This is a genomic window from Microvirga sp. CF3016 (genome assembly GCF_036314085.1).
Taxonomy (GTDB): Bacteria; Pseudomonadota; Alphaproteobacteria; order Rhizobiales; family Beijerinckiaceae; genus Microvirga.
Window position 1 is genome coordinate 44,512 of record NZ_JAYGGM010000017.1, and the last position, 22,415, is coordinate 66,926.

The following is a 22,415-nucleotide window of genomic DNA, read 5'->3' on the forward strand; positions in this document are numbered from 1 at the left end:
AGGGCTTGCCATTCTGGAGGTCTCACACGGAGACCGTTCATGTCCTTCCAAATTCGCGGCCTGAACCCCGAACCCTTCGCACCCTTGTTTCAGATGGCCGATGGCGACCTTGAGGCGATCGGTGCCAAGCGCGTCTATTCCGACGAGGCCGATGCCTATCCCTGCCGGATCTCGCTGACCCGGGTCGCCGTCGGCGAGGAGCTTCTGCTGCTCAACCACGCTCATCAGACGACCCTCACGTCGCCCTATCGCGCGGCCGGGCCGATCTTCGTCAGCCGTTCGGCAAAGACCGGAACCTACCAGGGCGAACTGGCACCCATGCTGCGGGACAGGCTCCTGTCCCTGCGCGCCTACGATGGCGAGGCCTTCATCGTCGATGCCGAAGTGGCCGAGGGCGCGGAGGTGCTGCAGGTGATCGAGCGGTTCCTCGCCGATCCCCAGGTGGCGCATATCGACGCCCATTTCGCCCGGCGGGGCTGCTTCGCGGCCCGGATCGAAAGAGCCTGATCAGGCCTCATCCCCGACCGCATGCCCCGCAGCCCGGAGCGCCGCCACGGCCTTTTCCGTGTCGCCTGCCTTCACCAGCACGTAGTCGGTACTGAACGTGGACGTAGCGAAGATGCCGATGCCGGCCTGAGCCAGCGGGGTCAGGACGGAGGCCAGGATCCCCGGAATGCTGAAGTCGAACGTCTGCAGGATGCGAAAGCAGCGCCAGCCCGCATCGATTTCGGCCCCGATCGGGGCTTGAGCGAGAGGGCAGACGAGAGTCGTCTCCTCGGCCGCTTGGACGAGAAGCGAAAACGATCCCGACGAGGGAGCCGCAACCGGCGTGCCGGACGGGAAGCGGCAGACGGCGTAGGTGTCCTGGAGCAGGGACAGGGTGAGAGCGAGCATGGTCAAGGACCTCCTGAGAAGCTGGCCGGAAACTCACGTCCTTAGTCATCACCGGCCTTGTGCCGGTGATCCCGATTACTTGAGGCTCAGCTCTTTTCTGATCGAGATGGCCGGGACAAGCCCGGCCATGACGTCCAAGTTGTACCCATGGAAGGCCGAAGGCCCTGGGTATATTTTGGCTGGAGCCCGGGCAAGGATTTCCATAAGAAAACCCGCCCTGTCGCCAGGGCGGGTCTGATCGTTCGGCTCTCAGGCCGGTCGATTACATGGCGAGTTCGTTGCCGGTGTAGTCGATCTTGCCGTCGGCACCCTTCTTCCAGACATACATGATGTAGTCCGGACGGGTGATATCGCCCTTCTTGTCGTAGGAGATATCGCCGATGACGGTCTTGAACGGCTTGCCCGACTTCATCACGTCGGCAATCTTCTTGCCGTCAGTGCCGCCGGACTGCTTGGCAGCTTCGGCCAGGATCTGGGCGGCCGCGTAGCTGTAGAGCGTGTAGGCTTCCGGCTCGTAGTTCTTGGCCTTGAACTTGGCCACCACGTCCTTCGCGTTCGGGTTCTTGCGCGGATCCGGCGAGAAGGTCATCAGGGTGCCGTCGGCGCCGGGGCCGGCGATCGAGACGAACTCGGCCGACACGATGCCGTCACCCGACATCATCGGAGCCTGGAGGCCCTGGTCGCGCATCTGGCGGATGATGAGGCCGGCTTCCGTGTGGAGGCCGCCGAAGTAGACCACGTCGACGCCGGCCTGCTTCAGCTTGGACACGAGAGCGGAGTAGTCCTTCTCGCCCGGGTTCACGCCTTCATAGACGACCTCCTTCAGGCCCTTGGAGTTCATGGCCTTCTGGGTCTCGTCGGCGAGGCCCTTGCCGTAGGGGGTCTTGTCGTGGACGACGGCGACCTTCTTGCCCTTGAACTTGTCGGCGAGGTAGGCGCCGGCAACGGCGCCCTGCTGGTCGTCGCGACCGCAGGTGCGGAAGGTGTTCCACATGCCGCGCTCGGTGAACTGCGGGTTTGTCGAGGCCGGGGTGATCTGGACGATTCCGGCTTCCTCGTAGACCTGAGAGGCCGGGATCGAAACGCCGGAGTTGAAGTGGCCGACGACGAACTTCACGCCTTCAGCGGCGAACTTGTTCGCCACGGACACGCCCTGCTTGGGGTCGGACACGTCGTCGCCGACGACGATCTGCAGCTTCTGGCCATTGATGCCACCGGCCGCGTTGATGTCCTCGACGGCCTGCTCGACGCCGTTCTTCAGCTGGGCGCCGAAAGCCGCGTTCGGGCCGGTGATGGGGCCAGCAACGCCGATCTTGATCTGGGCGCTGGCAGCGCTGGAGAAGGCGAGGCCAAGACCAAGCGCCACGCCGGTCAACAGCATTTTTTTCATGAGGTCACTCCTCTGGGTGGTTTTATAGGCCCCTCTTCCTCGTGGGGCCGGTTTGACGGTAGACCCGTCATCCAAGGTTACATCATGCTGGTTTTTGAGCGGATGTCACCTGGGAATCTTTTGAGCCGGAGCATCGGACCCAAAAGTGGAAACCACTTTTGGGATCAATCCGATGCTTCGCCTTTTTAAAGCAGCGCATCGTTTGGTACGGAAAGCCGGAACCAGCTTTCCGCACGATGCGCTAGCCCTTGGCGGCAGACGGCTTTTCCCGCCAGGAGAACGGGCCGGTCCGCTCGTAGAGCCAGCGATATTGCGTGGTCATCATCCGGGCCCGGCGGTACTGGAAACCCAGTGCTCCGATGATCAGCAGCACGATGGTGTCGATCGCATAGTAGTGGACCGACAGCAGCGTCCCCTCGAACAGGGCGAAGTGGATGAACCGCACCGCCGCGCCGAGGATGAACAGATAGAGGATCAGGGTCCAGAACGGCCGCCAGGTCAGCGCGATGGCCCGCCCGGTCATCCAGGCGGCCCAGCCGCCCATGATCACGGTGATGAGAAGGAAGAGCCAGAACGACGGCTCTTCGTAGAGGATGCCCTGCATCAGTGATGCCCCCCTTCGAGATAGGCTGCCCGAACCTGCGGATTTTCGAGAAGTTCCTTGCCCGAGCCGCTCATGGTGATGTTTCCCGTCACCATCACATATCCGCGATGGGCCAGCTTGAGGGCGTGGTAGGCGTTCTGCTCCACGAGGAAGACGGTCATGCCGTCCTTCTCGTTCAGCTCTTTGATGATCTGGAAGATCTGCTTCACGATCAGGGGCGCCAGGCCCAGCGACGGCTCGTCCAGGAGGAGGAGCTTCGGCCGGCTCATGAGCGCCCGGGCGATGGCCAGCATCTGCTGCTCGCCGCCCGACAGGGTGCCGCCGCGCTGCTGCAGGCGCTCCTTCAGGCGCGGGAACAGGGTGCAGACCCGTTCGAGATCCTGGTCGAAATACGCCATGTTGTTCATGGACGCACCCATCTGAAGGTTCTCGAACACCGTCATGCGCGGGAAGATGCGCCGGCCTTCGGGGGACTGGGCGATCGACAGGCGGGCGATCTCGTGGGTCGGCATCTTGGTGATGTCCTGACCCGCATAGGTGATCTTGCCTTCGCGAGCCCGCGGATTGCCGAAAATCGTCATCATCAGGGTCGACTTGCCGGCCCCGTTGGCGCCGATCAGGGTGACGATCTCGCCCTCATGGACGTCCATGTCCACGCCTTTGAGGGCGATGATATTGCCATAAAAGGTCTTCACGCCCCGGACGCTCAGAAGCGGCTGGCGGGCAGGTGAGGCCTGGCCTTGCATCGCGATGTTCGTTCCAGCGGTGCTCATGCGCCGATCTCCGCTTCAACCTTCTCGATCTCATCGTCAGCCACGCCGAGATAGGCGGCGATGACCTTGGGGTCGTTCCTGACCTCGGAAGGCGAGCCGTCCGAAATCTTGACGCCGTAATCCAGCACCACCACGTGGTCCGAAATCTCCATCACCACCGACATGTCGTGCTCGATCAGCAGGATCGAGGTGCCCTGATCCCTGCGGATCGACAGGAGGAGTTCGTTGAGTTCGTGGGACTCGCGCGGGTTGAGGCCGGCCGCCGGCTCGTCGAGGCAGAGCAGCAGCGGGTCGGTGCACATGGCCCGGGCGATCTCCAGGCGGCGCTGATCACCGTAGGGCAGGTCGCCGGCCGGGTCGTCGGCCCGGTGGATCAGGCGAGCCTTCTCCAGCCAGAACTTGGCCTTCTCGATTGCCTCCTTCTCGGCCTTGCGGTAGCCGCCGATGCCGAGGACACCGAGGAAGGTGAAGCCCGAGGCGATCATCAGCGGGTTGTGCTGGGCCACCAACAGGTTCTCCAGCACGGTCATACCGGAGAACAGGCGGATGTTCTGGAAGGTACGGGCGACCTTGCCCTTCCAGTTGATGTCGTAACCCGGCAGCCGCTCCAGGAGCAGGTGCGAGCCGTCGGGCTTGCGCAGGGCGACCATGCCTTCCGTCGGCTTGTAGAAGCCGGTGATGCAGTTGAAGACCGTGGTCTTGCCTGCGCCGTTGGGGCCGATGAGGGCGGTGATGTCGCCGCGCCCGGCCTTGAAGGAGAGGTCGTTGACGGCCACGAGGCCGCCGAAGCGCATCGTGAGATGCTGTACGTCGAGGATGGGATCCTGCAGCCAGCGCATTAGCCGTGTCCTTCCTTCACGAGCGAGCCGGAAATGGCCTTGCGCTCTTTCAAGATCACCGAGGGTTCACGTTCCGAGATCAGGCCGCGCGGACGCCACACCATCATGGCCACCATGCCCACGCCGAAGAGGAGCAGGCGGTACTCGTTCGGGTCGAATCCCGAACCGAAGATCGATTGGAGGAAGGTCAGGTTGCGCAGGATCTCGGGGCCGCCGACCAGCACGATGGCGGCAATCGCCACGCCGATCTGCGAGCCCATGCCGCCGAGCACCACGATGGCCAGGATGATCGCCGATTCCAGGAAGTTGAAGCTCTCCGGGGAGACGAAGCCCTGGCGGACCGCGAAGAACGAGCCGGCGAAGCCGCCGAACATGGCCCCGATGGCAAAGGCCGTCAGCTTAGTGTTGGTGGTGTTGATGCCGAGCGACCGACAGGCGATCTCGTCTTCGCGAAGGGCCTCCCAGGCGCGGCCCACGGGCAGCTTGCGCAGGCGCATGGTCACGAAGTTGGTGATCAGCGCCAGCACCAGGATCAGGTAATAGAGGAAGATCATCCGGTGCATGCCGTTGAATTCGAGCCCGAAGGTCGCCGCGAACCCGCCTTCGCCCGCCGTGAAGGGCAGGCCGAAGAAGGTCGCGCGCGGGATCGACGAGATGCCGGCGCCGCCATTGGTCAGGTCCACCCAGTTGATGAGGACGAGGCGGATGATCTCACCGAAGGCCAGCGTCACGATGGCCAGATAGTCGCCGCGCAGGCGCAGCACCGGGAAGCCGAGGATCATGCCCCAGAAGGCAGCCAGGATGCCGGCGAGCGGCAGGCAGATCCAGAACGACAGGCCGAAGGTGGTCGAGAGCAGGGCGTAGGAATAGGCTCCGACCGCGTAGAAGGCCACGTAGCCCAGATCGAGCAGGCCGGCGAGGCCCACCACGATGTTCAGGCCCCATCCGAGCATCACGTAGGTGAGGATCAGGATGCCGAGATCGACCCAGTAGCGGGACTCGTTCAATCCGCCCTGGATCAGGTAGATCAGGAACGGGAAGGCGACCGCCACCCCGAGGAAGAACGGAATGGCGAACTTCGAAACATGCTGGAACGCGCTTGGTTCCGCGTGGACCGCCTCCGTCGCCTGGTGCGCGCTGGGCGTGGCCTGGCGATAGGCCTTCGACGCCGTGAAGGCGTGGAGAACCATGCGCAGGCCGAACACGATGGCGCAGACGATCGCCACCAGACCCCAGCGCGGGGTGAGGAACAGATCGGCCCCGGCCTGATCGGTCCTGTAGGACAGGATCGGGATCGAGAGACCCAGGGTGATGAGCGCGGTTTTGACGGAGTCCTTGAGGGCCGCGCCCAGGTCGAATTTCCGCGTCACGGCCTGGGTTTGGCCCGCGGTGGTGATGGAAGGAGCGTTCATGGCTGCTAAGGCTCCTTAGACCTTCTCGACCTCAGGCCGTCCGAGGATACCGGAGGGCATGAAGATCAGGACGATGGCAAGGATCGAGAACGCGGCCACATCCTTGTACTCGATCGAGAAATAGGCCGACCAGAAGGTCTCGATGAGGCCGATGATCAGCCCGCCCAGAACGGCTCCCGGGAGCGAGCCGATGCCGCCAAGGACCGCTGCCGTGAAGGCCTTCACGCCAGGCACGAAACCGTCGTTGAAGCTCACCACGCCATAATACAGCAGATACATGGTGCCGGCGACCGACGCGAGGGCGGCGCCGATGACGAAGGTCAGGGAAATCGTCCGGTCCACGTTGATGCCGAGCAGCGCGGCCATCTTGCGGTCCTGCTCGCAGGCGCGCTGGGCACGGCCCAGGGAGGTCTTCTGGACGAGATACCAGAAGATCGTCAGCAGCACCGCGGTCACCACCATGATGATGACCTGCTTGTAGGAGAGGGCGACGTTGTAGCCGCTGGCCCCCTGGAACAGGACGATCACGTCCTGGACCATCGGCGGGGTCGGCTTGTTGCGCGCTCCTTGCGCCACCTGGACGAAGTTGGACAGGAAGATCGAGACGCCGATGGCCGAGATCAGCGGCGCCAGGCGGAACGAGCCGCGCAGGGGGCGGTAGGCGATCCGCTCGATGGCCCAGCCCCACAGGGAGGTGAGCGCCATCGCGACCACGAGCACGATCAGGAGCGCCAGCGCGACGGACGAGATCCCGAGCCATGTGGTCAGGATCAGGAAGAAAATGAGCGAAATGAAAGCGGAGAGCATGAAGACGTCGCCGTGGGCGAAGTTCACCATGCCGATGATACCGAAGACCATCGTATAGCCGATGGCGATGAGGCCGTAGATCGACCCCAGAGTCAGCCCATTGATGAGCTGCTGCACAAAGATTTCCATGTCCTACCCTTGCCCCTCTGGAACGGGGTCATTCTTGGGAAACACCGCAGGAAAGCACGATGCCTAAGCAACGCCAAGCCTGACGTAAGATGCTGGTGTCTCTAGCAAACGGATTTCCGTTCGACAACTTTCTGTTAAGTTTCCTATTACCCCTTATGATGGAATAAGCGGCAAGGGTCGATGCAATACTGGGCAAGTCCCGTTCTGCCTACCGCTTCCAAAGGATAAGGCCAGGGGCCATATGGGTCTGTACAGCCTTGTGCTCTGCCTGAAAGAGTGGAAGAGGCTCGTCCGGATCAGAATGTTGAAGTCTCAAGCCACTCCCAATCCAGCCGCCAAGGGTGCCCCCGGTCTCGATCCCGTTCTCTTTCGCGAGGGGATGAGCCGCGTTGCCGGCGCCGTTCACGTGGTCACCACCGACGGCGCGGCCGGGCGCGCCGGCTTTACGGCGACGGCGGTCACCACCGTCACCGACAGCCCGGCGTCGCTGCTGGTCTGCGTCAACACGGCGGCCCGCTCCGCCCAGGCGCTTTTGGCCAACCGGGTCTTCTGCGTGAACGTCCTGAGCGCCGCCGACCGCGATCTGGCGGCCGTGTTCTCGGGGCGCACCGGGATCCAGGGCCAAGACCGCTTCGCTTATGGGGACTGGGAGACGCTCGCGACGGGCTCACCTGTCCTGGGAACGAGCCTCGTATCCTTCGACTGCCGCATCAGCGACGCGCGGGTGGTCGCGACCCACCATGTCATCATCGGTGAAGTCGTCCGCATCCGCCTCGGCGAGCAGAAGCCGGCCTTGGTTTATCAGGAGCGGCATTACCACACGCTTTGAAAACCTGTGGACAGCGCAGAAAGGCCTCCCCACCCGCCGTCGCCGACAGATGAGGAGGCCTCCCGGTCCTGAAGGCCAACAGGTAGCCTCCGGATAGGCAATGATCCGGACAGCAGACGGTTTCAGCTGGGCCGCGGGATTTCCGTTAGGTCAAAGAAAAAGCCCTTCACGGGGGCGGTGAAGGGCTTTGAGGGTCTCGAAGACCTGGGGGCATTGGCCTTCGTGATGGAACAATGCCGCAGAGGAAGATTGGTTCCCTGTACGGCTGGAACTCTTGTCCTGCAACAGGATTGCCGCTGCAGCAACGCTTGTCCGACAAGGAATCCGTCTGTCCCTTGATCACATTCCCATCGGCCTTATTTGCCGGATTGCATCGCGACCAACCGCGGCGAGCCACGAGGCAGGGGATGTCTGCAAGCCCGACCAGATCAGCCTTTTTCTTGGCCTCAGGGATGGCTCATCGGGTGCGCTCCTGTCCAATCGGCACCATACCGGGCATTCGCCTTGAGGCACCGATCCCATGACCGAAGGCGCTTTGGAAGGGATGCCTCCCCAGCATTCAAAGCGCCGAGAGGCGGTCGCCCCTCAGGTTTCTGAACGCTCCCACTGGCCGTCGATCGATGGTGAGATGGGAGAGCGCATTCGAACCTACGACTGGGCTGCCACGCCCCTGGGGCCGATCGAGATTTGGCCGCAAAGCCTCCGGACCCTTGTCGATCTCATGCTCGCCTCCCAGCAGCCGGCCTATATCGGCTGGGGAGCAGAGTGTACGTCGCTCTACAACGACAGTTATGTGCCGATCCTCGGCACCAAGCACCCGGCGGCCCTGGGGAAGCCCTACGAAAGGGTGTGGCCCGAAATCTGGGACGAATACCAACCGATCATCGCCGCCACGATGGCCGGCGAGGCGCAGCATTTTGTCGACCGCCCGATTGCCTTGGCAGGCCGCGCCGGTCGGCCCATGAGCTGGTTCACCTTCTCCTGGACGCCGATCCGGAACGAGACGGGCGGCATCGCCGGTTTCTATTGCGCCGCGACGGAAACGACGAACCAGATCCTCACCGAGGGCGCCCTGCGCGACAGCAAGGAGGCGACGCTCCGCGAGACCGGGATGCGCTATCGCGCTCTCTTCGAGGCCCTCGACCAGGGCTTCTGCATCGTCGAAATGATCTTCGATGAGCAGAACCGCCCGGTGGATTACATCTTCGTCGAGACCAATCCTGTTTTCGCGACACAGACCAGCCTGCATGACGTCGTGGGCAAAAGCATGCGCTCCCTCCGCCCGCAGCATGAGGATTACTGGTTCGAGATCTACGGTCGCGTCGCCCTGACCGGGGAGCCGGTGCGCTTCGAGCATGAGGCGGGCCCCCTGGGTCGCTGGTACGAGGTTTTCGCCTATCGGATCGGCGATCCGGAGCATCGTCACGTCGCGGTTCTCTTCGACGACATCACAGAACGTAAGTCGGCCGAGGTGGCGCGCGGCGAGAGCGAGGAGCGTCTCCGGCAGGTTCAGGAGGCTGCGAGGATCGGCAGCTTCGAGTTCGACCGGAGAACCAACAAGGCCATTGCGTCGCCGGAGTACCTGGAACTGTACGGATTGCCTGAAAATCTCTCAGGCTTCTTCTCGTATGAGGATTGGCTGGCCCTCGTGCATCCGGAGGACCGACCCCGGATCGAGGCGGAAACGCGGATCGCCGTCGCCGATCCTGCCCGTCGCCAGCTCGACTATGAATTCCGGATCTTCCGCGCCGACACGGGCGGGATGCGCTGGATCACCGCCCGGACGAAGCTCATCCGTGACGCCAACGGGCGTTTCGTTCGTTCTCTGGGCGCACAATGGGATGTGACGGCAGAAAAAGACGCGGAGGCAGCCCTGCGCCAGAGCGAGGAGCGCTATCGCACCTTCATCGCACACAGTTCGGAGGGCATCTGGCTTCTGGAGTTCGATCCTCCCCTCGACATCTCCCTGCCGGTGGAGGAGCAGGTTGAGCTCGCTTACCGCAACGGGCGCTTCGTCGAGTGCAATGATGCGATGGCAGCAATGTACGGTCTCGCACGGGCCGAGGATCTGATCGGCAGGACGCTCGAGTTCCCGCTGCCGTCCGCCAGTCCGGAGGCACGGGCGTTCCTCACTGAGGTCATTCGCTCAGGCTACAGCATGGCAGGCGTCGAATCCGTCGAGCGGGACGCCGCCGGGAGCCAGAAGTACTTCGAGAACAGCATGACCGGGATCGTCGAAGACGGTCAGCTGAAGCGGCTCTGGGGGATCCAGCGCGACATCACGGACCGCAGGCAGGCGGAAGAGCAACGCACCCTGCTGATCCACGAGCTGAACCACCGGGTCAAGAACACCCTGGCCACCGTTCAATCAATCGCTTCTCAGACCCTTCGCAATGCTCCCAGCACGCGTGAAGCCAAGGATGCCCTGGAAGGACGCTTGATCGCTTTGGCTCGTGCTCACGACGTGCTGACGCGAGAGAGCTGGGAAGGTGCCGAACTCAGGGAGATCGTCGCCCAGGCGGTTGCTCCTTACGCGAGCCAAGGCGAGAATCGCCTGCATCTGAGCGGGCCCGAGATCCGCTTGCCGCCGCGCATGGCGCTGGCGCTTGCCATGGCCCTTCAGGAGCTTGCCACCAACGCCGTGAAATACGGCGCGCTCGCGAACCCCACGGGGGAGATCAGGATCACCTGGGACGTCGAAGCCGCCCCACCCGTTTCCCGCCTTCATCTGCGCTGGGAGGAGAGCGGAGGCCCGCCGGTTCAGGCGCCGAGCCGTCGGGGCTTCGGCTCCCGGCTGATCGAGCGGAGCCTGTCCCAGGAACTCAATGGGAATGCTCGCATCGCGTTTCGTCCCACTGGCATCGTCTGCACCGTGGATGCTCCCCTGGCCTGAGCCAAGCGTCGGTTGCTCGGCCGAGCCCGTCCGGTTGGAACCCTTGGGCGGCGACCATCCTTGAAAGGTAAGAGCCCTTTCAAGGAGATCCCTATGTTCAAGCTGATCAGAAACCTCCTCATCCTTCGCCAGGCCTGGAAGATGGTGAAGCGCCGACGCTAAAGCCGTTGCCCCGGGGAGGGATTTACTTTCCTCTTGCCGGCCCAGGAGCATAGGGGCTCCAGCCCGTGACCTGGACGAAGCCGTCGCGTGCGGCAACGACCATGTGCCTGCGGTGCCTGTGGACGAGAGTTCCCGGCCGGTAGCGGTGCGGCTCCTCCCAGCCGGCGGCTTCCCACACATAGACGTAGCGGGAATCGATTTGGGCGAAGGCTTCGATCGAGCCGAAGGCCCGGATGGTGCGCAGCACGTCCCGGATCCCTCCTGTCCAGTCGACGGTCCGCTGGGCCTGCGTGATGCGGGGCCAGTAGGTCCCAGCCCCCTGGGGTGTTGCCTCGGCGCAGAGCCTGGGGAGATCGTCGGCCAGTTGCAGGGCTATTTCCTTGGCCGCGATCTGGCACTTGGCGAGCAGGGTATCGTGCGTGTCCGTGCCGCTTAAGGGAAACCGCTTCTGGGCCACGATCGCGCCCGTATCGAAGGCAGGCTCGAGCATGTGGGCGGTCACGCCCCATTCGGGAAAACCGTCGAGGATGGCCTGGAAGAGCGGGTAGGGCCCCCGTCCTATGGGCAGAGGGGACGGGTGGAAATTGATGGCATAGGACAGGTGGCGCTCCCAACCCGTGATCAGCCAAGGATACCCCGCCACCACCAGGGCCTCGCAACGGGAGGCTCTCAGCCCCGCCAAGTCGGCAGGCAGGATCCGCGACATCTGGATGGGCAGCTTCATGGCGCGGGCGCGGGCGACCGTCGCATCGTTGAAATCGTAGATGCCATCGCAGGGCCGGCTGAAGAGTTTGACCGGCTCCCAGCCCTGGGCGAGCAACGTCTCGAAAACATCTCCGAGAAAATCAATTCCGGCGAAGGCAAAGCGCATTCCCGGTGATCTCCTTATCCGATGTTTCCGCGCAGGCTCTCTTCTAGCGCATCCTGCCGGGAAGGCGACTGGCCTTCCGCATCGACGATGCTCCCGTCATCCATGCAAGATCGCGTGGATGTGCAAGCCGATCCCCTTGCTGGAACTTCAAAGTGCACTCAAGATTTAGCCTTGAGCATAGGGCAGGAAACCCGCCTGTGCCATCGGGGCGGACACCTGTCGGTAAGGCTAGCTGGAGCTTGAGAGAAGGAGTTCGCATGGTATCCAAGGACTTCATCCGCCAGATGGAAGGCTACGGGCTGACGACCGCCAAGATCCTCTACCGCATGCCGGATCACCCGACCTTCCTGCAGACCTATATCTGGCAGGAATATGATCTGGCCCCTCGTTTTCCGGTCCTCATCGACTTTCTCGATTTCTGGAAGCGCGAGCTTGCCGGCCCTTTGCACTCGGTCACGATCACCCATGCGCAACTGATCAAACCCGCAGAGTTCCAAGCCATTCAGGGAGAAATCAACATTCACTGAGAGCTTGGGGTCCAAAGCCTTGGCCCCGGACCTTAAGTCAGGTAGAGAGGCGCCCTTGAGCATCCCCGAACCTGCCAGGGCTCCTTGTTTTCCAACGCGCGCACTTCTCAGATCCTGCTCGCCCTTGCCTCCCAGCCAGGCGAGCGCCTGACCGTGCGCGAGATCATGGCCGTGCTCCAGGACAGGGCCTTCGCCCTCCTGATCGTCCTGCTCGGCCTGCCGAACTGCCTTCCCATGCCTCCGCCGATCCCGCTGGTCTGCGGCCTGCTCCTGGCGCTCGTCGCCATTCAGATCGTCTTCGGCAGGGAAGCGCCCTGGCTCCCGCGTCAACTCCTGAACCGGTCCGTTGCCCGCACCGATGTCGAGCGTGCGGTCGGACGCGCCATGCCGGCCTTCCGCCGGCTGGAGCGGATCTCTCGCCCCCGGATGACCTTCCTCGATACGCCCGTCGCGATGCGCATCATGGGTGCGGTGGTCCTGGTATTGGCCTTGGGACTTCTCTTTGCGCCACCTTTCGTGGGGCAGATTCCTCTAGGCCTTGCCGTCTGTCTTGTCGGGCTGGGCCTCGTCGAGCGCGATGGCCTGGTGGTAGCGGGGGGCCTGCTGATCGGCTCCATCGGCCTGACCCTGAGCCTCGGCTTCGTCTACGCGATCTTCACCGGGATCGAGACGCTCATTTAAGGCTGCCCGCGGCCGCCCAGGACGAGCAGCCGCGGGCTTGCTCCCGCTTAATCGTTGTCGTCGTCGAACTCGGGCGCGGATTTGAGCTGATCCACGGGCGTGGTCACGACGATCCGCAGATCGTCATTCCGTCCGGCGGATGCGCCGCCCGTCTGTCCGGAGCCCTGGACGGATCCGGTCGTCGACGCGTCGGCGGCATTCATCTGGATCGCGCTCAGGGGCAGGGCCACGGTGCGGTCGCCTAAGCCCTCGTCCACCTCGACGACGACCGCGACGACGCGGCCGCTGCGGTCCAGCACGAGATCCTCGATATCGCCGATGTCCTTGTTGTCGGCGCCGACCGCGTCCTCATCCATGATCTTCGAGGCGAGCATCTGGCCCGGCTCGAGCCGGGTGATGAAGTTGGCCGCTCCGGAGGCATTCGGCTGAGTGGCCGGCGCCGGCGAGGTCTGGGCCATGGCGGCAGAGGCGAGCAGGGCCGAGCCGAACAGGCCAGCCGTGATCAAAGTCCTTCTCATAGGTTCAATCTCCCATTTGTGTTTTCGACAAGGATCTAACGCAACGGGAGCAACTCGGTTCTGTGGCCAAGCTCACAGATGAGCAGGGGCTTCAAGCCAGCATGGCCATCGGCCATGTGAGACAGCGCACTTGCACGATTTCAGAGTAACTATATAACAGTGGTGCCAGCATGTGCTGGTCTCGCAAAGGAGAATCCTGATGAGCAATTTTCTACGGATCGTCGGGTTGACCGTCGCGCTTGCTGCAGCACCGGTCGCATTGTCTACGGGCGCTTATGCCTTCTCCTGGGGCACCACCCAGTAAGGCAGCGGCTGATAAAGCTGAAGGATCAGTCCCGCACTGCTTTCGCCTAGTTCAGCGCCTCTCGTCTAGAGAGGCGCTTCTTCAGGAACGGACAGCCGTAAGCCCTGAACAGCTGCCTACTCAACGGACCTCAAATCAGCTTCAGACCCTTCAAGCTGGCGTGGCCCTCGCGGCCGACAATAATGTGATCGTGGACGGTGATCCCGAGCGGCTTGGCGATGTCGATGATCTCGCGGGTCATTTTGATATCGGCGGAGGAGGGGGTCGGATCGCCGGAGGGATGGTTGTGCACGAGGATCAGAGCGGAAGCCGAGAGCTCAAGGGCCCGTTTGACCACCTCACGCGGATAAACCGGGGCGTGGTCGACCGTGCCTGATTGCTGCACCTCGTCGGCGATGAGCGCGTTGCGCTTGTCGAGGAAGAGGAGCCGGAACTGCTCCTTGTCCATGAAGGCCATGGCGGCCCGGCAATAATCGATCACGGAGGTCCACGAGGACAGGACCGGACGTTTCGCCACCTCGCCCCTGGCGAGCCGCCGGGCCGAGGCTTCCATGATCTTCAGATCCGTGACGACGTTCTCGCCGATCCCATCGACCTCCATGAGGCGGGCCGGAGAGGCCGCAAGCACCTCGGCGAAGGTGCCGAAGCGCTTCATGAGCTCCTTGGCAATGGGCTTCACGTCCCGGCGTGGAATGGACCGGAAGAGAACGAGTTCCAGCAGCTCGTAATCCGGCAGCGCCTCCCCGCCCAATTCCATGAAGCGGGCGCGCAGCCGGTCGCGATGGCCGTGATAATGGGGAGTCCCGTCGCCGCTCATGCCCATCCCGTCGCTGTTGCCGATCCCTGCTCCAAGAAGTCTGCCTCGGAGCCGGGATGTTACTTTGTAGGCATGAAGCGGGGCGGCAGGCTAGTGTCAAGCTGCCGTATAAGGCGGCTTGTCCAGTCCCTTCGGCGAGAAGGTGAAGACCTCGACCCCGGTCTCCGTCACGCCCACCGTGTGCTCGAACTGGGCCGAGAGGGAGCGGTCACGGGTCACGGCGGTCCAGCCGTCGGAGAGCACCTTCACCTGCGGACGGCCCAGATTGATCATGGGCTCGATGGTGAAGAGCATGCCGGGCTTCAGCTCCACGTTATAGGCCGGCTCCACGTAATGAAGAATCGTGGGCGAATCGTGGAACACGCGGCCGAGGCCGTGGCCGCAGAAATCCCGCACCACCGAGCAGCGCTCGGCTTCCGCGTAGGACTGGATGGCGGCCCCGATGTCGTTGGTGGTGGCGCCGGGCCTGACCGCGGCAATGCCGCGCATCAGGCACTCATAGGTGATCTCGCACAGCCGCTGGGCCCGGCGTGGCACCTCGCCCACATAGTACATCCGGCTCGAATCCCCATGCCACCCGTCGAGGATCAGGGTCACGTCGATATTCATGATGTCCCCGTCGCGCAGGGGCTTGTCGTTGGGGATGCCGTGGCAGACCACGTGGTTGATGGAGGTGCAGATCGTCTTCGTGTAGCCGCGATAATGCAGGCAGGCCGGATAGGCTCCGTGATCGCGGATGAACTCGAAGGCGAGCTTGTCCAGAAATTCCGTCGTGACCCCCGGTTTGACATGATCCGTCAGCATGTCGAGGCACTCGGCGGTCATCCGGCAGACCCGGCGCATGGCCTCGAAAGCCTCCGGCCCGTGGAGCGGGATCTCGGCCGCGCGCTTGCGCTCGACGATGTCGGTTTCGGTCATTTTCGGTCCTTGATCTGATGCCCGGAATGTAAGGATCGCCGCGCGCGAAGCAAGCAAAGACCTTCTGCCCCGCTTGCGATTGGCGCCCGAGGGTGTCATGAGCAACCCTGTTCATCCCAATCGACGGCTGTGGATTCCCGCTTAATGAACGATTCTCGCCCTTTCGGCGACTTTGCGCCTTCAGGACTCGCCCGCTGGGTGATCGACCGCACGCGCGGGCTGCCCGAGGGATGGGCCGGCCGCCGGCTGGCCCTGATGCTGCGCCGTCTGGCGATGAAGACCCTGAAGGGGCTGCCGCTCGACCTGGAGACCTTCGGCCTCCGCATGCGGCTCTACCCTTACAAGAACGTCTGCGAGCGGCGCATCCTGTTCACGCCGCAGTATTTCGACGCCGACGAGCTCAGGATCCTGACGTCTCGGATCACGGATGGCTTCACCTTCATCGATATCGGCTCGAATGTCGGCTGGTATGCCCTCTTCGTCGCGCGGGAGGCGGGGGCCGTCCCGACCAGGATCCTGGCCGTGGAACCTCAGCCGGAGATCTTCGACCGCCTGATCTACAATATCCGCCAGAATCCCTCCTGCACCATCAAGGCGGTGGACTGCGCGGTGGCGGACAAGACCGGCGAACTCACCCTGTTCCTCGATCCTCTCAACCGGGGCGAGGCCAGCCTGAAGATCGTGAACTCGAGCCAGACGGACGCGATTCGCGTCCCGGCCGTGACCATGTTGGAACTCCTGAAGCGGGAAGGCCTCACCCGTGTGGACGCGATCAAGCTCGACGTGGAAGGGGCCGAGGACCTGGTGCTCGATCCGTTCTTTCGGGACGCGCCCACGTCCCTCTACCCGTCGCTCTTCATCGTCGCCAACGTCCCGGAACGCTGGCAGATCGACGTGGTGAAGCTCCTGAAGAGCAAGGGCTACCGGCAGATCCTCGAAACCAAGATGAACCTGGCGTTCGAGCGGAGCTAGGGCAGGGCCTTACCGCGGCGTCACGATCTCGACCGGCCGGTCGATAACGACCTCCTCCGGGGTGATGCGGCAGACATAGGCGTAGGATTCCACGCCAGAGGCCAAGGCATGACGAAAGGCCTTGTCGTAGGCAGGGTCGATGTCGCGGGCCACGTCGAAACGCTCGGCGTCCATCTGGATGACGTAAACGAGGGCCGCTCGTGCCCCCGCGGCTGCCATGTCGGCCAGCTCGTAGAGGTGCTTGGCGCTGCGGGCCGCGACGCAGTCCGGGAATTCGGCAAAGCCCGCCTCCCGCATCAGATGGCAGTTTTTCACCTCCAGGTAGCAGGGCGGCTCGCCATCCTTTTCGAGCAGGAAGTCGACCCGGCTGTTCCTGCCGTACTTCACTTCCGGCCGGACCCGGTCGTAGCGGGCGAAGGGGGCGAGGCGCCCCTCCGCCAGGGCTTCGGCGACCAGGAGATTGGGCCGGGACGTGTTGATGCCGATGAGCTGGCGGGGGCCGCCGCCGGCCGCGACCTCCACGAACTCCCAATTGTATTTGAGCTTGCGGTTCGGGTTCGTCGCCCGGGACAGGAAGACCCGGCTGCCCGGGTCCTTCAGGCCCATCATCGCGCCGGGATTGGCGCAATGAGCCGTGACCACCTCGCCCGTGTCGAGTTCGATATCCGCCAAAAATCGCTTGTAACGCTCGATGAGGCGGCCCTCGAGCAGGGTTTCCTGGAAACGCATCAACATCCAACGCTTGAACGAAAAATCTCTGGTAGCAGGGGAGAAGGTCGGGGTTCAACTGAACCCTTGCTTGAGAATTGCCATTTCTAAGGCTAAAGGCCCCCAAAAGGATCGCTGCGCATGGCCGTTTCCGTTACAGCCGCCCTTCTCATCATCGGCGATGAGATCCTCACGGGTCGCACCAAGGACAAGAACATCGGCTACATCGCCGAGTACCTGACCGGGATCGGCATCGACCTGCGCGAGGTGCGGGTCGTGCCCGACGTGGAGGAGGAGATCGTGGCGGCGGTCAACGCCCTGCGCCGCCGCTACACCTATCTCTTCACCACCGGCGGCATCGGTCCCACCCACGACGACATCACCGCCGATTGCATCGCCAAGGCCTTCGGCGTCGCGATCGGGCACGATCCCCGGGCGGTCGCGATGCTGCAGGAGCGGTATCAGCCGCACGAGCTGAACGAGGCGCGCCTGCGCATGGCCCGGATCCCCGAGGGCGCGGACCTGATCGAGAACCCGATCTCCAAGGCGCCCGGCTTCCGGATCGGCAACGTGTTCGTCATGGCGGGCGTGCCGTCCATCATGCAGGCGATGCTCGACCTCATCGCGCCATCCCTCCAGACCGGCGCCCGCATGATCATCGAGACCATCGAGGCCGAGGGGCTGGCCGAGGGCATCTATGCCGAGGGCCTGAGCCAAATCGCCTCATCGAACCAGGGCGTATCCATCGGATCCTACCCCTCCTTCTCGACGAGCGGCTTCCGCAACCAGATCGTCGTGCGGGGCAAGGACGCGGATGCCGTGGCGAAGGCCGGTGTCGCCATTCGTGAGCTTCTCGGTCGCCTCAAGGGTGACCGGGCACCCCTGTGAGAGTTATTGTCGTCACCACAAAAGCCTGAGAAGAGTAAAGCGATGTCTCCGACCTCTCCCAAAGCCTTTCCCGTCTCCTGGGATCAGTTCCACCGCGATTGCCGGGCGCTCGCCTGGCGCCTGGCTTCGGCCGGTCCCTTCGAGGCGATCGTCTGCATCACCCGCGGCGGTCTCGTGCCGGCCGCCATCGTGGCGCGCGAACTCGACCTGCGGCTCATCGAGAGCGTCTGCATCGCGAGCTACCACGACTACAAGAACCAGGGCGAATTGCAGGTGCTGAAGGACATCGCGCCGTCGATCAAGGCGGTGGGCGACGGCCAGGGCAAGGGCGTTCTCGTCGTCGACGATCTCACCGATACGGGCAAGACCGCCAAGATCGTGCGCGACATGCTACCCAATGCGCATTTCGCCGCCGTTTACGCCAAGCCCGCAGGGCGGCCTATGATCGATACCTTCGTCACGGAAGTGAGCCAGGATACCTGGATCTATTTCCCCTGGGATATGGGCCTGGCTTACCAAGCCCCGATCCGCGAAGGCTCGGCGGGCTAAGGTCGACGAGGAGCGCTCGTGGAGGAATTCGATTTAGCGCGGACGCGCAAGAGCCTCTTCGGCGCTCTCCTCGACGCCAGGGACGAGTTCGGCCGGAACAAGGTCGCCCTCGAGGATCTCGAACGCCAGCCGATCACCTTCGGCCGCCTCGTTCTGGGCTCGCTCGTGCTCGGGCGCAAGCTGGCTGGCCTGACGGAGGAGCGCGAACGCGTTGGCGTGCTGCTCCCGAACGTCCAGGCGATTGCCGTCACCCTGTTCGGCCTGAATGCCTTTGGGCGCATTCCCGCCTTCCTGAACTTCACGGCCGGGCTCAAGAACCTGAGGGCGGCCTGCGAGCTGGCCGGCATCGAAACCATCGTCACCTCGCGCCGCTTCGTCGAGCAGGGCAAGCTCGACGACATCGTCGAAGCCCTCGGGGAGGGGCGGCAGATCCTGTGGCTGGAGGACGTTCGCGCGAAGCTGACGAGCGTCGACAAGCTGCGCGGGCTGGTCGATTCCTGGATGGCGCGGCGGGTTCATGCCGGAGCCAAGATCGAGCCCGACGATCCTGCCGTCGTGCTGTTCACGTCCGGTTCGGAAGGCGTGCCGAAGGGCGTGGTGCTGTCGAACGCCAACCTGATCGCCAATGCCTATCAGGTCAAAGCGCTTGCAGGGGAGGTGCTGCAGCGGGACGACGTGTTCTTCAACCCTCTCCCCATCTTTCACTCCTTCGGCCTGACGGCAGGCCTCCTGACGGCGGTCCTCAACGGCATGAAATCGGTGCTCTATCCGAGCCCGCTCCACTACCGGCAGATCCCGAAACTCGTCGCCGGCACGCGCGCCACGATCATGCTGGCGACGGACACCTTTCTGCAGGGCTATGCCCGTGCAGCAGGCGAGAACGACCTAGCAAGCGTCCGTTACGTCATCGCCGGTGCCGAGCGGGTAAAGGACGAGACGCGCAGGCTCTGGGCCAAGCACGGGACCGTGATCCTGGAAGGCTACGGCGCGACCGAATGCTCGCCGGTCATCGCGGTGAGCCTGCCGGACCGCAACAGGCCCGGGTCCGTCGGACCCATTTTGCCGGCGATCGAGTGGCGCCTCGATCCTGTCGAGGGGATCCACGAGGGCGGGCGCCTCCATGTGCGCGGCCCCAACGTCATGAAGGGATACCTCGACTCGGCGGCGCCGGGCGGAATCCGTCCTCCCGCCGACGGATGGCACGACACGGGCGACATCGTCACCGTGGAGGACGGGATCGTCACCATCCGCGGACGGGCGAAGCGCTTCGCGAAGGTCGGCGGAGAAATGGTGTCGCTGGCGGCCATCGAAGCCACCGTTCAGGCGCTCTGGCCGGAGAACAGCCATGTGGTCGTGGCCATTCCGGACCCGCGCAAGGGCGAGCAGATCGTTCTCATCACCGACAAGGCCGATGCGGACCGGGATGTGCTTCTGGACTACGCCCGAGGCCAAGGCTTCCCCGAACTGTGGATGCCCCGTTCCATTCTCGTGTCGGGGATTCCGGTTCTGGGTTCGGGAAAGACCGATTATGCCGCAGCCGTTGAGCTGGCGCAGCGGCTGCAGCCGATGCTCTAATCTCGCGCTCTCGTTTCTTTGAAGATCAATCCCGGGACTTGCCCGTAACCAAGCTCTGCTTTCCACGTTGTCATGCGGGAAATTTCTCCCCGCTGACTGTGTCTGTGCGAAGGGCTCGGAGATGAGAAGAATTGCTCTTGTTCTGGTCGCCTTGGCCTCCACATCGAGCGCGTTGGCTCAGTCCCGGCCCATGACGCCCAGCCTGACCTGCAACCAGGCGCGCGGGATCGTATTCGCACGCGGCGCTGTGGTCCTCGGCACAGGCACCTACACCTACGATCGTTATGTCCGGGACCGCAGCTTCTGCGAGATCAACGAAACGACCGAGCCCGGATTCGTGCCGACCCGCGATACGCCCCAATGTCCTGTCGGCTATCTTTGCCGCGACGCCGAGTACTTCTTCGACGATTGAGAACCGTCAGGCCTGTCGGCTCCGCCGAAGCGGGATGACCCCGGGTCTATTGCTGACGTTCGGGTATGGCTCGCACAGCCTCGCCAATGCTGTTGAGATTTTGTCACAGTGGGGCAGATAATTCTGTGCACATCACAGAAGTGCTTATGTTTTCAGCAGATTGCACGACCCTTGAGCGGATCGGTCGTCCCTGCCAGTTGCGTCACGACGCGCCATGATTATGGTCACGTTTGTACATGGGTCATGGACTCAGCCTTTTTTGGAGAAAACCATGAAGCTCGCTAAGAGCCTCTTCCTCGGATCGGTCGCGGGTCTCGCGGCTGTTGCCGGGGCACAAGCTGCCGACCTTCCCGCGAAGAAGGCCGCTGCTGTCGAATACGTTCGCGTCTGCTCCACCTACGGCGCAGGCTTCTTCTACATCCCCGGCACCGAAACCTGCCTCCGCGTCGGCGGCCGTGTTCGCGCCGAGTTCCTGTATGTCGAGCCGACGGAGCGCGAACAGGATGCCATCGGCTTCCGCGCCCGTGGCCGTCTGAACATCGACGCCCGCACCGCCACCGCCTACGGTCTGCTCCGCACCTTCGTGCGCTTCGAGATGACCCGCGACACCGGCGCCTACGGCTTCAGCTCGACCTCGGCGAATGTCGACCAGGCGTTCATCCAGTTCGGCGGTCTCACCGCCGGTCGTACGATCTCGTTCTTCATGAACAGCGATCTGCCGAACGACAACTGGGGCACGCTCCGCTTCTATGACGCACCGACGGTGAACGTCTTCGCCTACACCTTCTCGTTCGGCAACGGCTTCTCGGCCACGATCGCCGCTGAAGAGGGCAGCTTCGCCGGCAACGCGTTTGGGGTTGATGCGGACGGCGATCCCATCACGGTGTTCGACCGCGCCGGGCAGACCATGCCGGATCTCGTTGCGAACCTGAAATATGCCGGCACCTGGGGATCCGCTCAGCTCGGCGGTGCCCTGCACCAGCTGCGCAGCGACGTGCTCACCTCCGACGTCGCCGCCGCGCCGCTCGTCGGTACGATTCCGGACTCGGAACTCGGCTGGGCTGTCACGGCTCAGGGTTACTTCAATCTGCCGATGCTCGCTGAAGGCGATGCGCTCTGGCTTGCCGCCACCTATGCCGACGGCGCTCTCGGGTACCTCGGCTTCGATCCGAACGTGACGGCTGGCTCCACCACCCGTGACGTCGTCGACGCCTATATCGGTGCCGATGGCGACATCGAGACGGGTCGCGGCTGGTCGATCGCCGGTGGTCTGAACCACTACTGGACTCCCACGATCCGCCAGAACGTGTTCGGTTCCTATGCCCGTGTGGATTACGGCTCTGACGTCGCTCCGGGCTTCGACTTCACCGAATGGCGCGCCGGTTCGAACCTGATCTGGTCGCCGGTTTCGGGCCTCGACATCGGTGTTGAGGTTCTCTACTCGAACCTTGATCCGCGTGGTCCGAGCTTCGGCGACGACAACGACACCATCGAAGGCCGTCTGCGCGTTCAGCGCGACTTCTGATCGGCTTATCCTTGATGGATAGGAGAGCCCCGGCGGCGACGCCGGGGTTTTCTTTTGGCGGCTGCCCGGTGCATTGCCGTACCGGCGATATCACCTATAAGTCCAGGAGCGTTTGTTCAGTTTGACGAGGATCAGGTCGGCGATGTTCATAGTTTTCAGAAACCTGGCCTCTGCTACGGTCCTCACGATCGGGTTGACCGGATGCGTGGGAAGTGCCGGCGTTTCCACCTGGCAATACCAGGCCGGACCTGGCTATGAAACGGAACGGGTCTACGACGGACGCGTCCAGGCGGATACGAGCCAAGGCTTCACGCGTGAGTCCTGCACGAGCGTGTCGAGACGGCAGATCGGGCCGTCAGGAGGCTTGGCATCTCGTGATGGGACGGCCTGCGTCTCCGATTGATCCTATGCACCTTGG

23 protein-coding genes are annotated in these 22,415 nt (G+C 63.5%); 11 read left to right on the plus strand and 12 right to left on the minus strand.

From position 1 onward, the window contains the following. Positions 1-39 precede the first annotated feature (39 nt). Positions 40-507 (plus strand): DUF1203 domain-containing protein, encoded by a 468-nt coding sequence (locus VB672_RS21185; protein WP_329786201.1) that lies wholly within the window; start codon positions 40-42, stop codon positions 505-507. Here VB672_RS21185 and VB672_RS21190 read toward each other — a convergent pair whose 3' ends face one another. The 7 genes from VB672_RS21190 to VB672_RS21220 form a co-directional block, all read right to left on the minus strand. Beyond that, a complete protein-coding gene (locus tag VB672_RS21190; RefSeq protein ID WP_329786202.1) occupies positions 508-894 on the minus strand; it encodes an ACT domain-containing protein in 387 nt (128 codons plus the stop codon). It lies immediately after the preceding gene. Positions 895-1,156: 262 nt separating this feature from the next. Next, complete coding sequence (locus VB672_RS21195) at positions 1,157-2,284, minus strand: branched-chain amino acid ABC transporter substrate-binding protein (RefSeq protein ID WP_329786203.1); 1,128 nt, start codon at positions 2,282-2,284, stop codon at positions 1,157-1,159. A 241-nt stretch (positions 2,285-2,525) separates the two neighbouring features. Further along, positions 2,526-2,888, minus strand: coding sequence for a DUF6867 family protein (locus VB672_RS21200; protein ID WP_329786204.1), 363 nt, complete (start codon positions 2,886-2,888; stop codon positions 2,526-2,528). Next, positions 2,888-3,661 carry an ABC transporter ATP-binding protein gene (locus VB672_RS21205; RefSeq protein ID WP_329786205.1) on the minus strand — a complete coding sequence of 258 codons (774 nt, stop codon included), beginning with the start codon at positions 3,659-3,661 and terminating at the stop codon, positions 2,888-2,890. The genes VB672_RS21200 and VB672_RS21205 overlap by 1 nt, the downstream gene beginning before the upstream one ends. Then, complete coding sequence (locus VB672_RS21210) at positions 3,658-4,500, minus strand: ABC transporter ATP-binding protein (RefSeq protein WP_329786206.1); 843 nt, start codon at positions 4,498-4,500, stop codon at positions 3,658-3,660. The genes VB672_RS21205 and VB672_RS21210 overlap by 4 nt, the downstream gene beginning before the upstream one ends. Continuing rightward, positions 4,500-5,912, minus strand: a complete 1,413-nt coding sequence (livM, locus tag VB672_RS21215; RefSeq protein WP_329786207.1) for a high-affinity branched-chain amino acid ABC transporter permease LivM — start codon at positions 5,910-5,912, stop codon at positions 4,500-4,502. Before livM ends, VB672_RS21210 begins: the two co-directional genes overlap by 1 nt. A gap of 15 nt (positions 5,913-5,927) precedes the next feature. Next, positions 5,928-6,848 carry a branched-chain amino acid ABC transporter permease gene (locus VB672_RS21220; protein ID WP_329786208.1) on the minus strand — a complete coding sequence of 307 codons (921 nt, stop codon included), beginning with the start codon at positions 6,846-6,848 and terminating at the stop codon, positions 5,928-5,930. A gap of 301 nt (positions 6,849-7,149) precedes the next feature. Here VB672_RS21220 and VB672_RS21225 point away from each other — a divergent pair, with 301 nt between their 5' ends. Further along, complete coding sequence (locus tag VB672_RS21225; RefSeq protein ID WP_329786209.1) at positions 7,150-7,677, plus strand: flavin reductase family protein; 528 nt, start codon at positions 7,150-7,152, stop codon at positions 7,675-7,677. A 628-nt stretch (positions 7,678-8,305) separates the two neighbouring features. Next, a complete protein-coding gene (locus VB672_RS21230) occupies positions 8,306-10,570 on the plus strand; it encodes a PAS domain-containing sensor histidine kinase (RefSeq protein WP_329786210.1) in 2,265 nt (754 codons plus the stop codon). Between the two features lie 184 nt (positions 10,571-10,754). Here the strand turns inward: VB672_RS21230 and VB672_RS21235 are convergent, their stop codons facing one another. Next, positions 10,755-11,603 carry a methionyl-tRNA formyltransferase gene (locus VB672_RS21235; protein WP_329786211.1) on the minus strand — a complete coding sequence of 283 codons (849 nt, stop codon included), beginning with the start codon at positions 11,601-11,603 and terminating at the stop codon, positions 10,755-10,757. A gap of 257 nt (positions 11,604-11,860) precedes the next feature. Here VB672_RS21235 and VB672_RS21240 point away from each other — a divergent pair, with 257 nt between their 5' ends. Further along, entirely contained in the window at positions 11,861-12,130 is a 270-nt protein-coding gene (locus VB672_RS21240; RefSeq protein ID WP_329786212.1) for an usg protein, read from the plus strand. Positions 12,131-12,214: 84 nt separating this feature from the next. Continuing rightward, complete coding sequence (locus VB672_RS21245) at positions 12,215-12,811, plus strand: exopolysaccharide biosynthesis protein (protein WP_329786213.1); 597 nt, start codon at positions 12,215-12,217, stop codon at positions 12,809-12,811. 47 nt (positions 12,812-12,858) lie between these two features. Here the strand turns inward: VB672_RS21245 and VB672_RS21250 are convergent, their stop codons facing one another. The 3 genes from VB672_RS21250 to map form a co-directional block, all read right to left on the minus strand. Further along, positions 12,859-13,329: a PRC-barrel domain-containing protein gene (locus VB672_RS21250; protein WP_329786214.1), complete on the minus strand. Its 471-nt coding sequence runs from the start codon at positions 13,327-13,329 to the stop codon at positions 12,859-12,861. A 434-nt stretch (positions 13,330-13,763) separates the two neighbouring features. Next, the gene (gene radC, locus VB672_RS21255; RefSeq protein WP_329786215.1) at positions 13,764-14,450 is read right to left on the minus strand and encodes a RadC family protein; all 687 of its coding nucleotides are present in this window, start codon (positions 14,448-14,450) and stop codon (positions 13,764-13,766) included. A gap of 96 nt (positions 14,451-14,546) precedes the next feature. Continuing rightward, positions 14,547-15,368, minus strand: coding sequence for a type I methionyl aminopeptidase (gene map, locus VB672_RS21260; RefSeq protein WP_329786216.1), 822 nt, complete (start codon positions 15,366-15,368; stop codon positions 14,547-14,549). A gap of 144 nt (positions 15,369-15,512) precedes the next feature. On the opposite strand from map, the gene VB672_RS21265 reads away from it, so the two are divergent. Continuing rightward, a complete protein-coding gene (locus VB672_RS21265) occupies positions 15,513-16,340 on the plus strand; it encodes an FkbM family methyltransferase (protein ID WP_329786217.1) in 828 nt (275 codons plus the stop codon). 9 nt (positions 16,341-16,349) lie between these two features. On the opposite strand, the gene sfsA is transcribed toward VB672_RS21265, so the two are convergent. Continuing rightward, positions 16,350-17,069 (minus strand): DNA/RNA nuclease SfsA, encoded by a 720-nt coding sequence (sfsA, locus tag VB672_RS21270; protein WP_329786218.1) that lies wholly within the window; start codon positions 17,067-17,069, stop codon positions 16,350-16,352. Positions 17,070-17,189: 120 nt separating this feature from the next. Between sfsA and VB672_RS21275 the strand changes: the two genes are divergently transcribed. The 5 genes from VB672_RS21275 to VB672_RS21295 all read left to right on the plus strand — a co-directional run bounded on the left by VB672_RS21275 (position 17,190) and on the right by VB672_RS21295 (position 21,997). Further along, positions 17,190-17,936, plus strand: coding sequence for a competence/damage-inducible protein A (locus VB672_RS21275; protein ID WP_329786219.1), 747 nt, complete (start codon positions 17,190-17,192; stop codon positions 17,934-17,936). A gap of 42 nt (positions 17,937-17,978) precedes the next feature. Beyond that, complete coding sequence (gene gpt / locus VB672_RS21280) at positions 17,979-18,485, plus strand: xanthine phosphoribosyltransferase (protein WP_329786220.1); 507 nt, start codon at positions 17,979-17,981, stop codon at positions 18,483-18,485. 18 nt (positions 18,486-18,503) lie between these two features. Next, on the plus strand, positions 18,504-20,060 hold the full coding sequence (locus VB672_RS21285) for an AMP-binding protein (protein WP_329786221.1): 1,557 nt from the start codon (positions 18,504-18,506) through the stop codon (positions 20,058-20,060). A gap of 121 nt (positions 20,061-20,181) precedes the next feature. Beyond that, positions 20,182-20,472 carry a hypothetical protein gene (locus tag VB672_RS21290; RefSeq protein ID WP_329786222.1) on the plus strand — a complete coding sequence of 97 codons (291 nt, stop codon included), beginning with the start codon at positions 20,182-20,184 and terminating at the stop codon, positions 20,470-20,472. Between the two features lie 271 nt (positions 20,473-20,743). Continuing rightward, positions 20,744-21,997, plus strand: a complete 1,254-nt coding sequence (locus VB672_RS21295) for a porin (protein WP_329786223.1) — start codon at positions 20,744-20,746, stop codon at positions 21,995-21,997. Positions 21,998-22,415 lie beyond the last annotated feature (418 nt).

Coding starts and splice junctions, on each gene's coding strand:
- VB672_RS21185 (WP_329786201.1), top strand. CDS start 40: ATGTCCTTCCAAATTCGCGGCCTGAACCCCGAACCCTTCGCACCCTTG.
- VB672_RS21190 (WP_329786202.1), bottom strand. CDS start 894: ATGCTCGCTCTCACCCTGTCCCTGCTCCAGGACACCTACGCCGTCTGC.
- VB672_RS21195 (WP_329786203.1), bottom strand. CDS start 2,284: ATGAAAAAAATGCTGTTGACCGGCGTGGCGCTTGGTCTTGGCCTCGCC.
- VB672_RS21200 (WP_329786204.1), bottom strand. CDS start 2,888: ATGCAGGGCATCCTCTACGAAGAGCCGTCGTTCTGGCTCTTCCTTCTC.
- VB672_RS21205 (WP_329786205.1), bottom strand. CDS start 3,661: ATGAGCACCGCTGGAACGAACATCGCGATGCAAGGCCAGGCCTCACCT.
- VB672_RS21210 (WP_329786206.1), bottom strand. CDS start 4,500: ATGCGCTGGCTGCAGGATCCCATCCTCGACGTACAGCATCTCACGATG.
- livM (WP_329786207.1), bottom strand. CDS start 5,912: ATGAACGCTCCTTCCATCACCACCGCGGGCCAAACCCAGGCCGTGACG.
- VB672_RS21220 (WP_329786208.1), bottom strand. CDS start 6,848: ATGGAAATCTTTGTGCAGCAGCTCATCAATGGGCTGACTCTGGGGTCG.
- VB672_RS21225 (WP_329786209.1), top strand. CDS start 7,150: ATGTTGAAGTCTCAAGCCACTCCCAATCCAGCCGCCAAGGGTGCCCCC.
- VB672_RS21230 (WP_329786210.1), top strand. CDS start 8,306: ATGGGAGAGCGCATTCGAACCTACGACTGGGCTGCCACGCCCCTGGGG.
- VB672_RS21235 (WP_329786211.1), bottom strand. CDS start 11,603: ATGCGCTTTGCCTTCGCCGGAATTGATTTTCTCGGAGATGTTTTCGAG.
- VB672_RS21240 (WP_329786212.1), top strand. CDS start 11,861: ATGGTATCCAAGGACTTCATCCGCCAGATGGAAGGCTACGGGCTGACG.
- VB672_RS21250 (WP_329786214.1), bottom strand. CDS start 13,329: ATGAGAAGGACTTTGATCACGGCTGGCCTGTTCGGCTCGGCCCTGCTC.
- radC (WP_329786215.1), bottom strand. CDS start 14,450: ATGAGCGGCGACGGGACTCCCCATTATCACGGCCATCGCGACCGGCTG.
- map (WP_329786216.1), bottom strand. CDS start 15,368: ATGACCGAAACCGACATCGTCGAGCGCAAGCGCGCGGCCGAGATCCCG.
- VB672_RS21265 (WP_329786217.1), top strand. CDS start 15,513: ATGAACGATTCTCGCCCTTTCGGCGACTTTGCGCCTTCAGGACTCGCC.
- sfsA (WP_329786218.1), bottom strand. CDS start 17,069: ATGCGTTTCCAGGAAACCCTGCTCGAGGGCCGCCTCATCGAGCGTTAC.
- VB672_RS21275 (WP_329786219.1), top strand. CDS start 17,190: ATGGCCGTTTCCGTTACAGCCGCCCTTCTCATCATCGGCGATGAGATC.
- gpt (WP_329786220.1), top strand. CDS start 17,979: ATGTCTCCGACCTCTCCCAAAGCCTTTCCCGTCTCCTGGGATCAGTTC.
- VB672_RS21290 (WP_329786222.1), top strand. CDS start 20,182: ATGAGAAGAATTGCTCTTGTTCTGGTCGCCTTGGCCTCCACATCGAGC.
- VB672_RS21295 (WP_329786223.1), top strand. CDS start 20,744: ATGAAGCTCGCTAAGAGCCTCTTCCTCGGATCGGTCGCGGGTCTCGCG.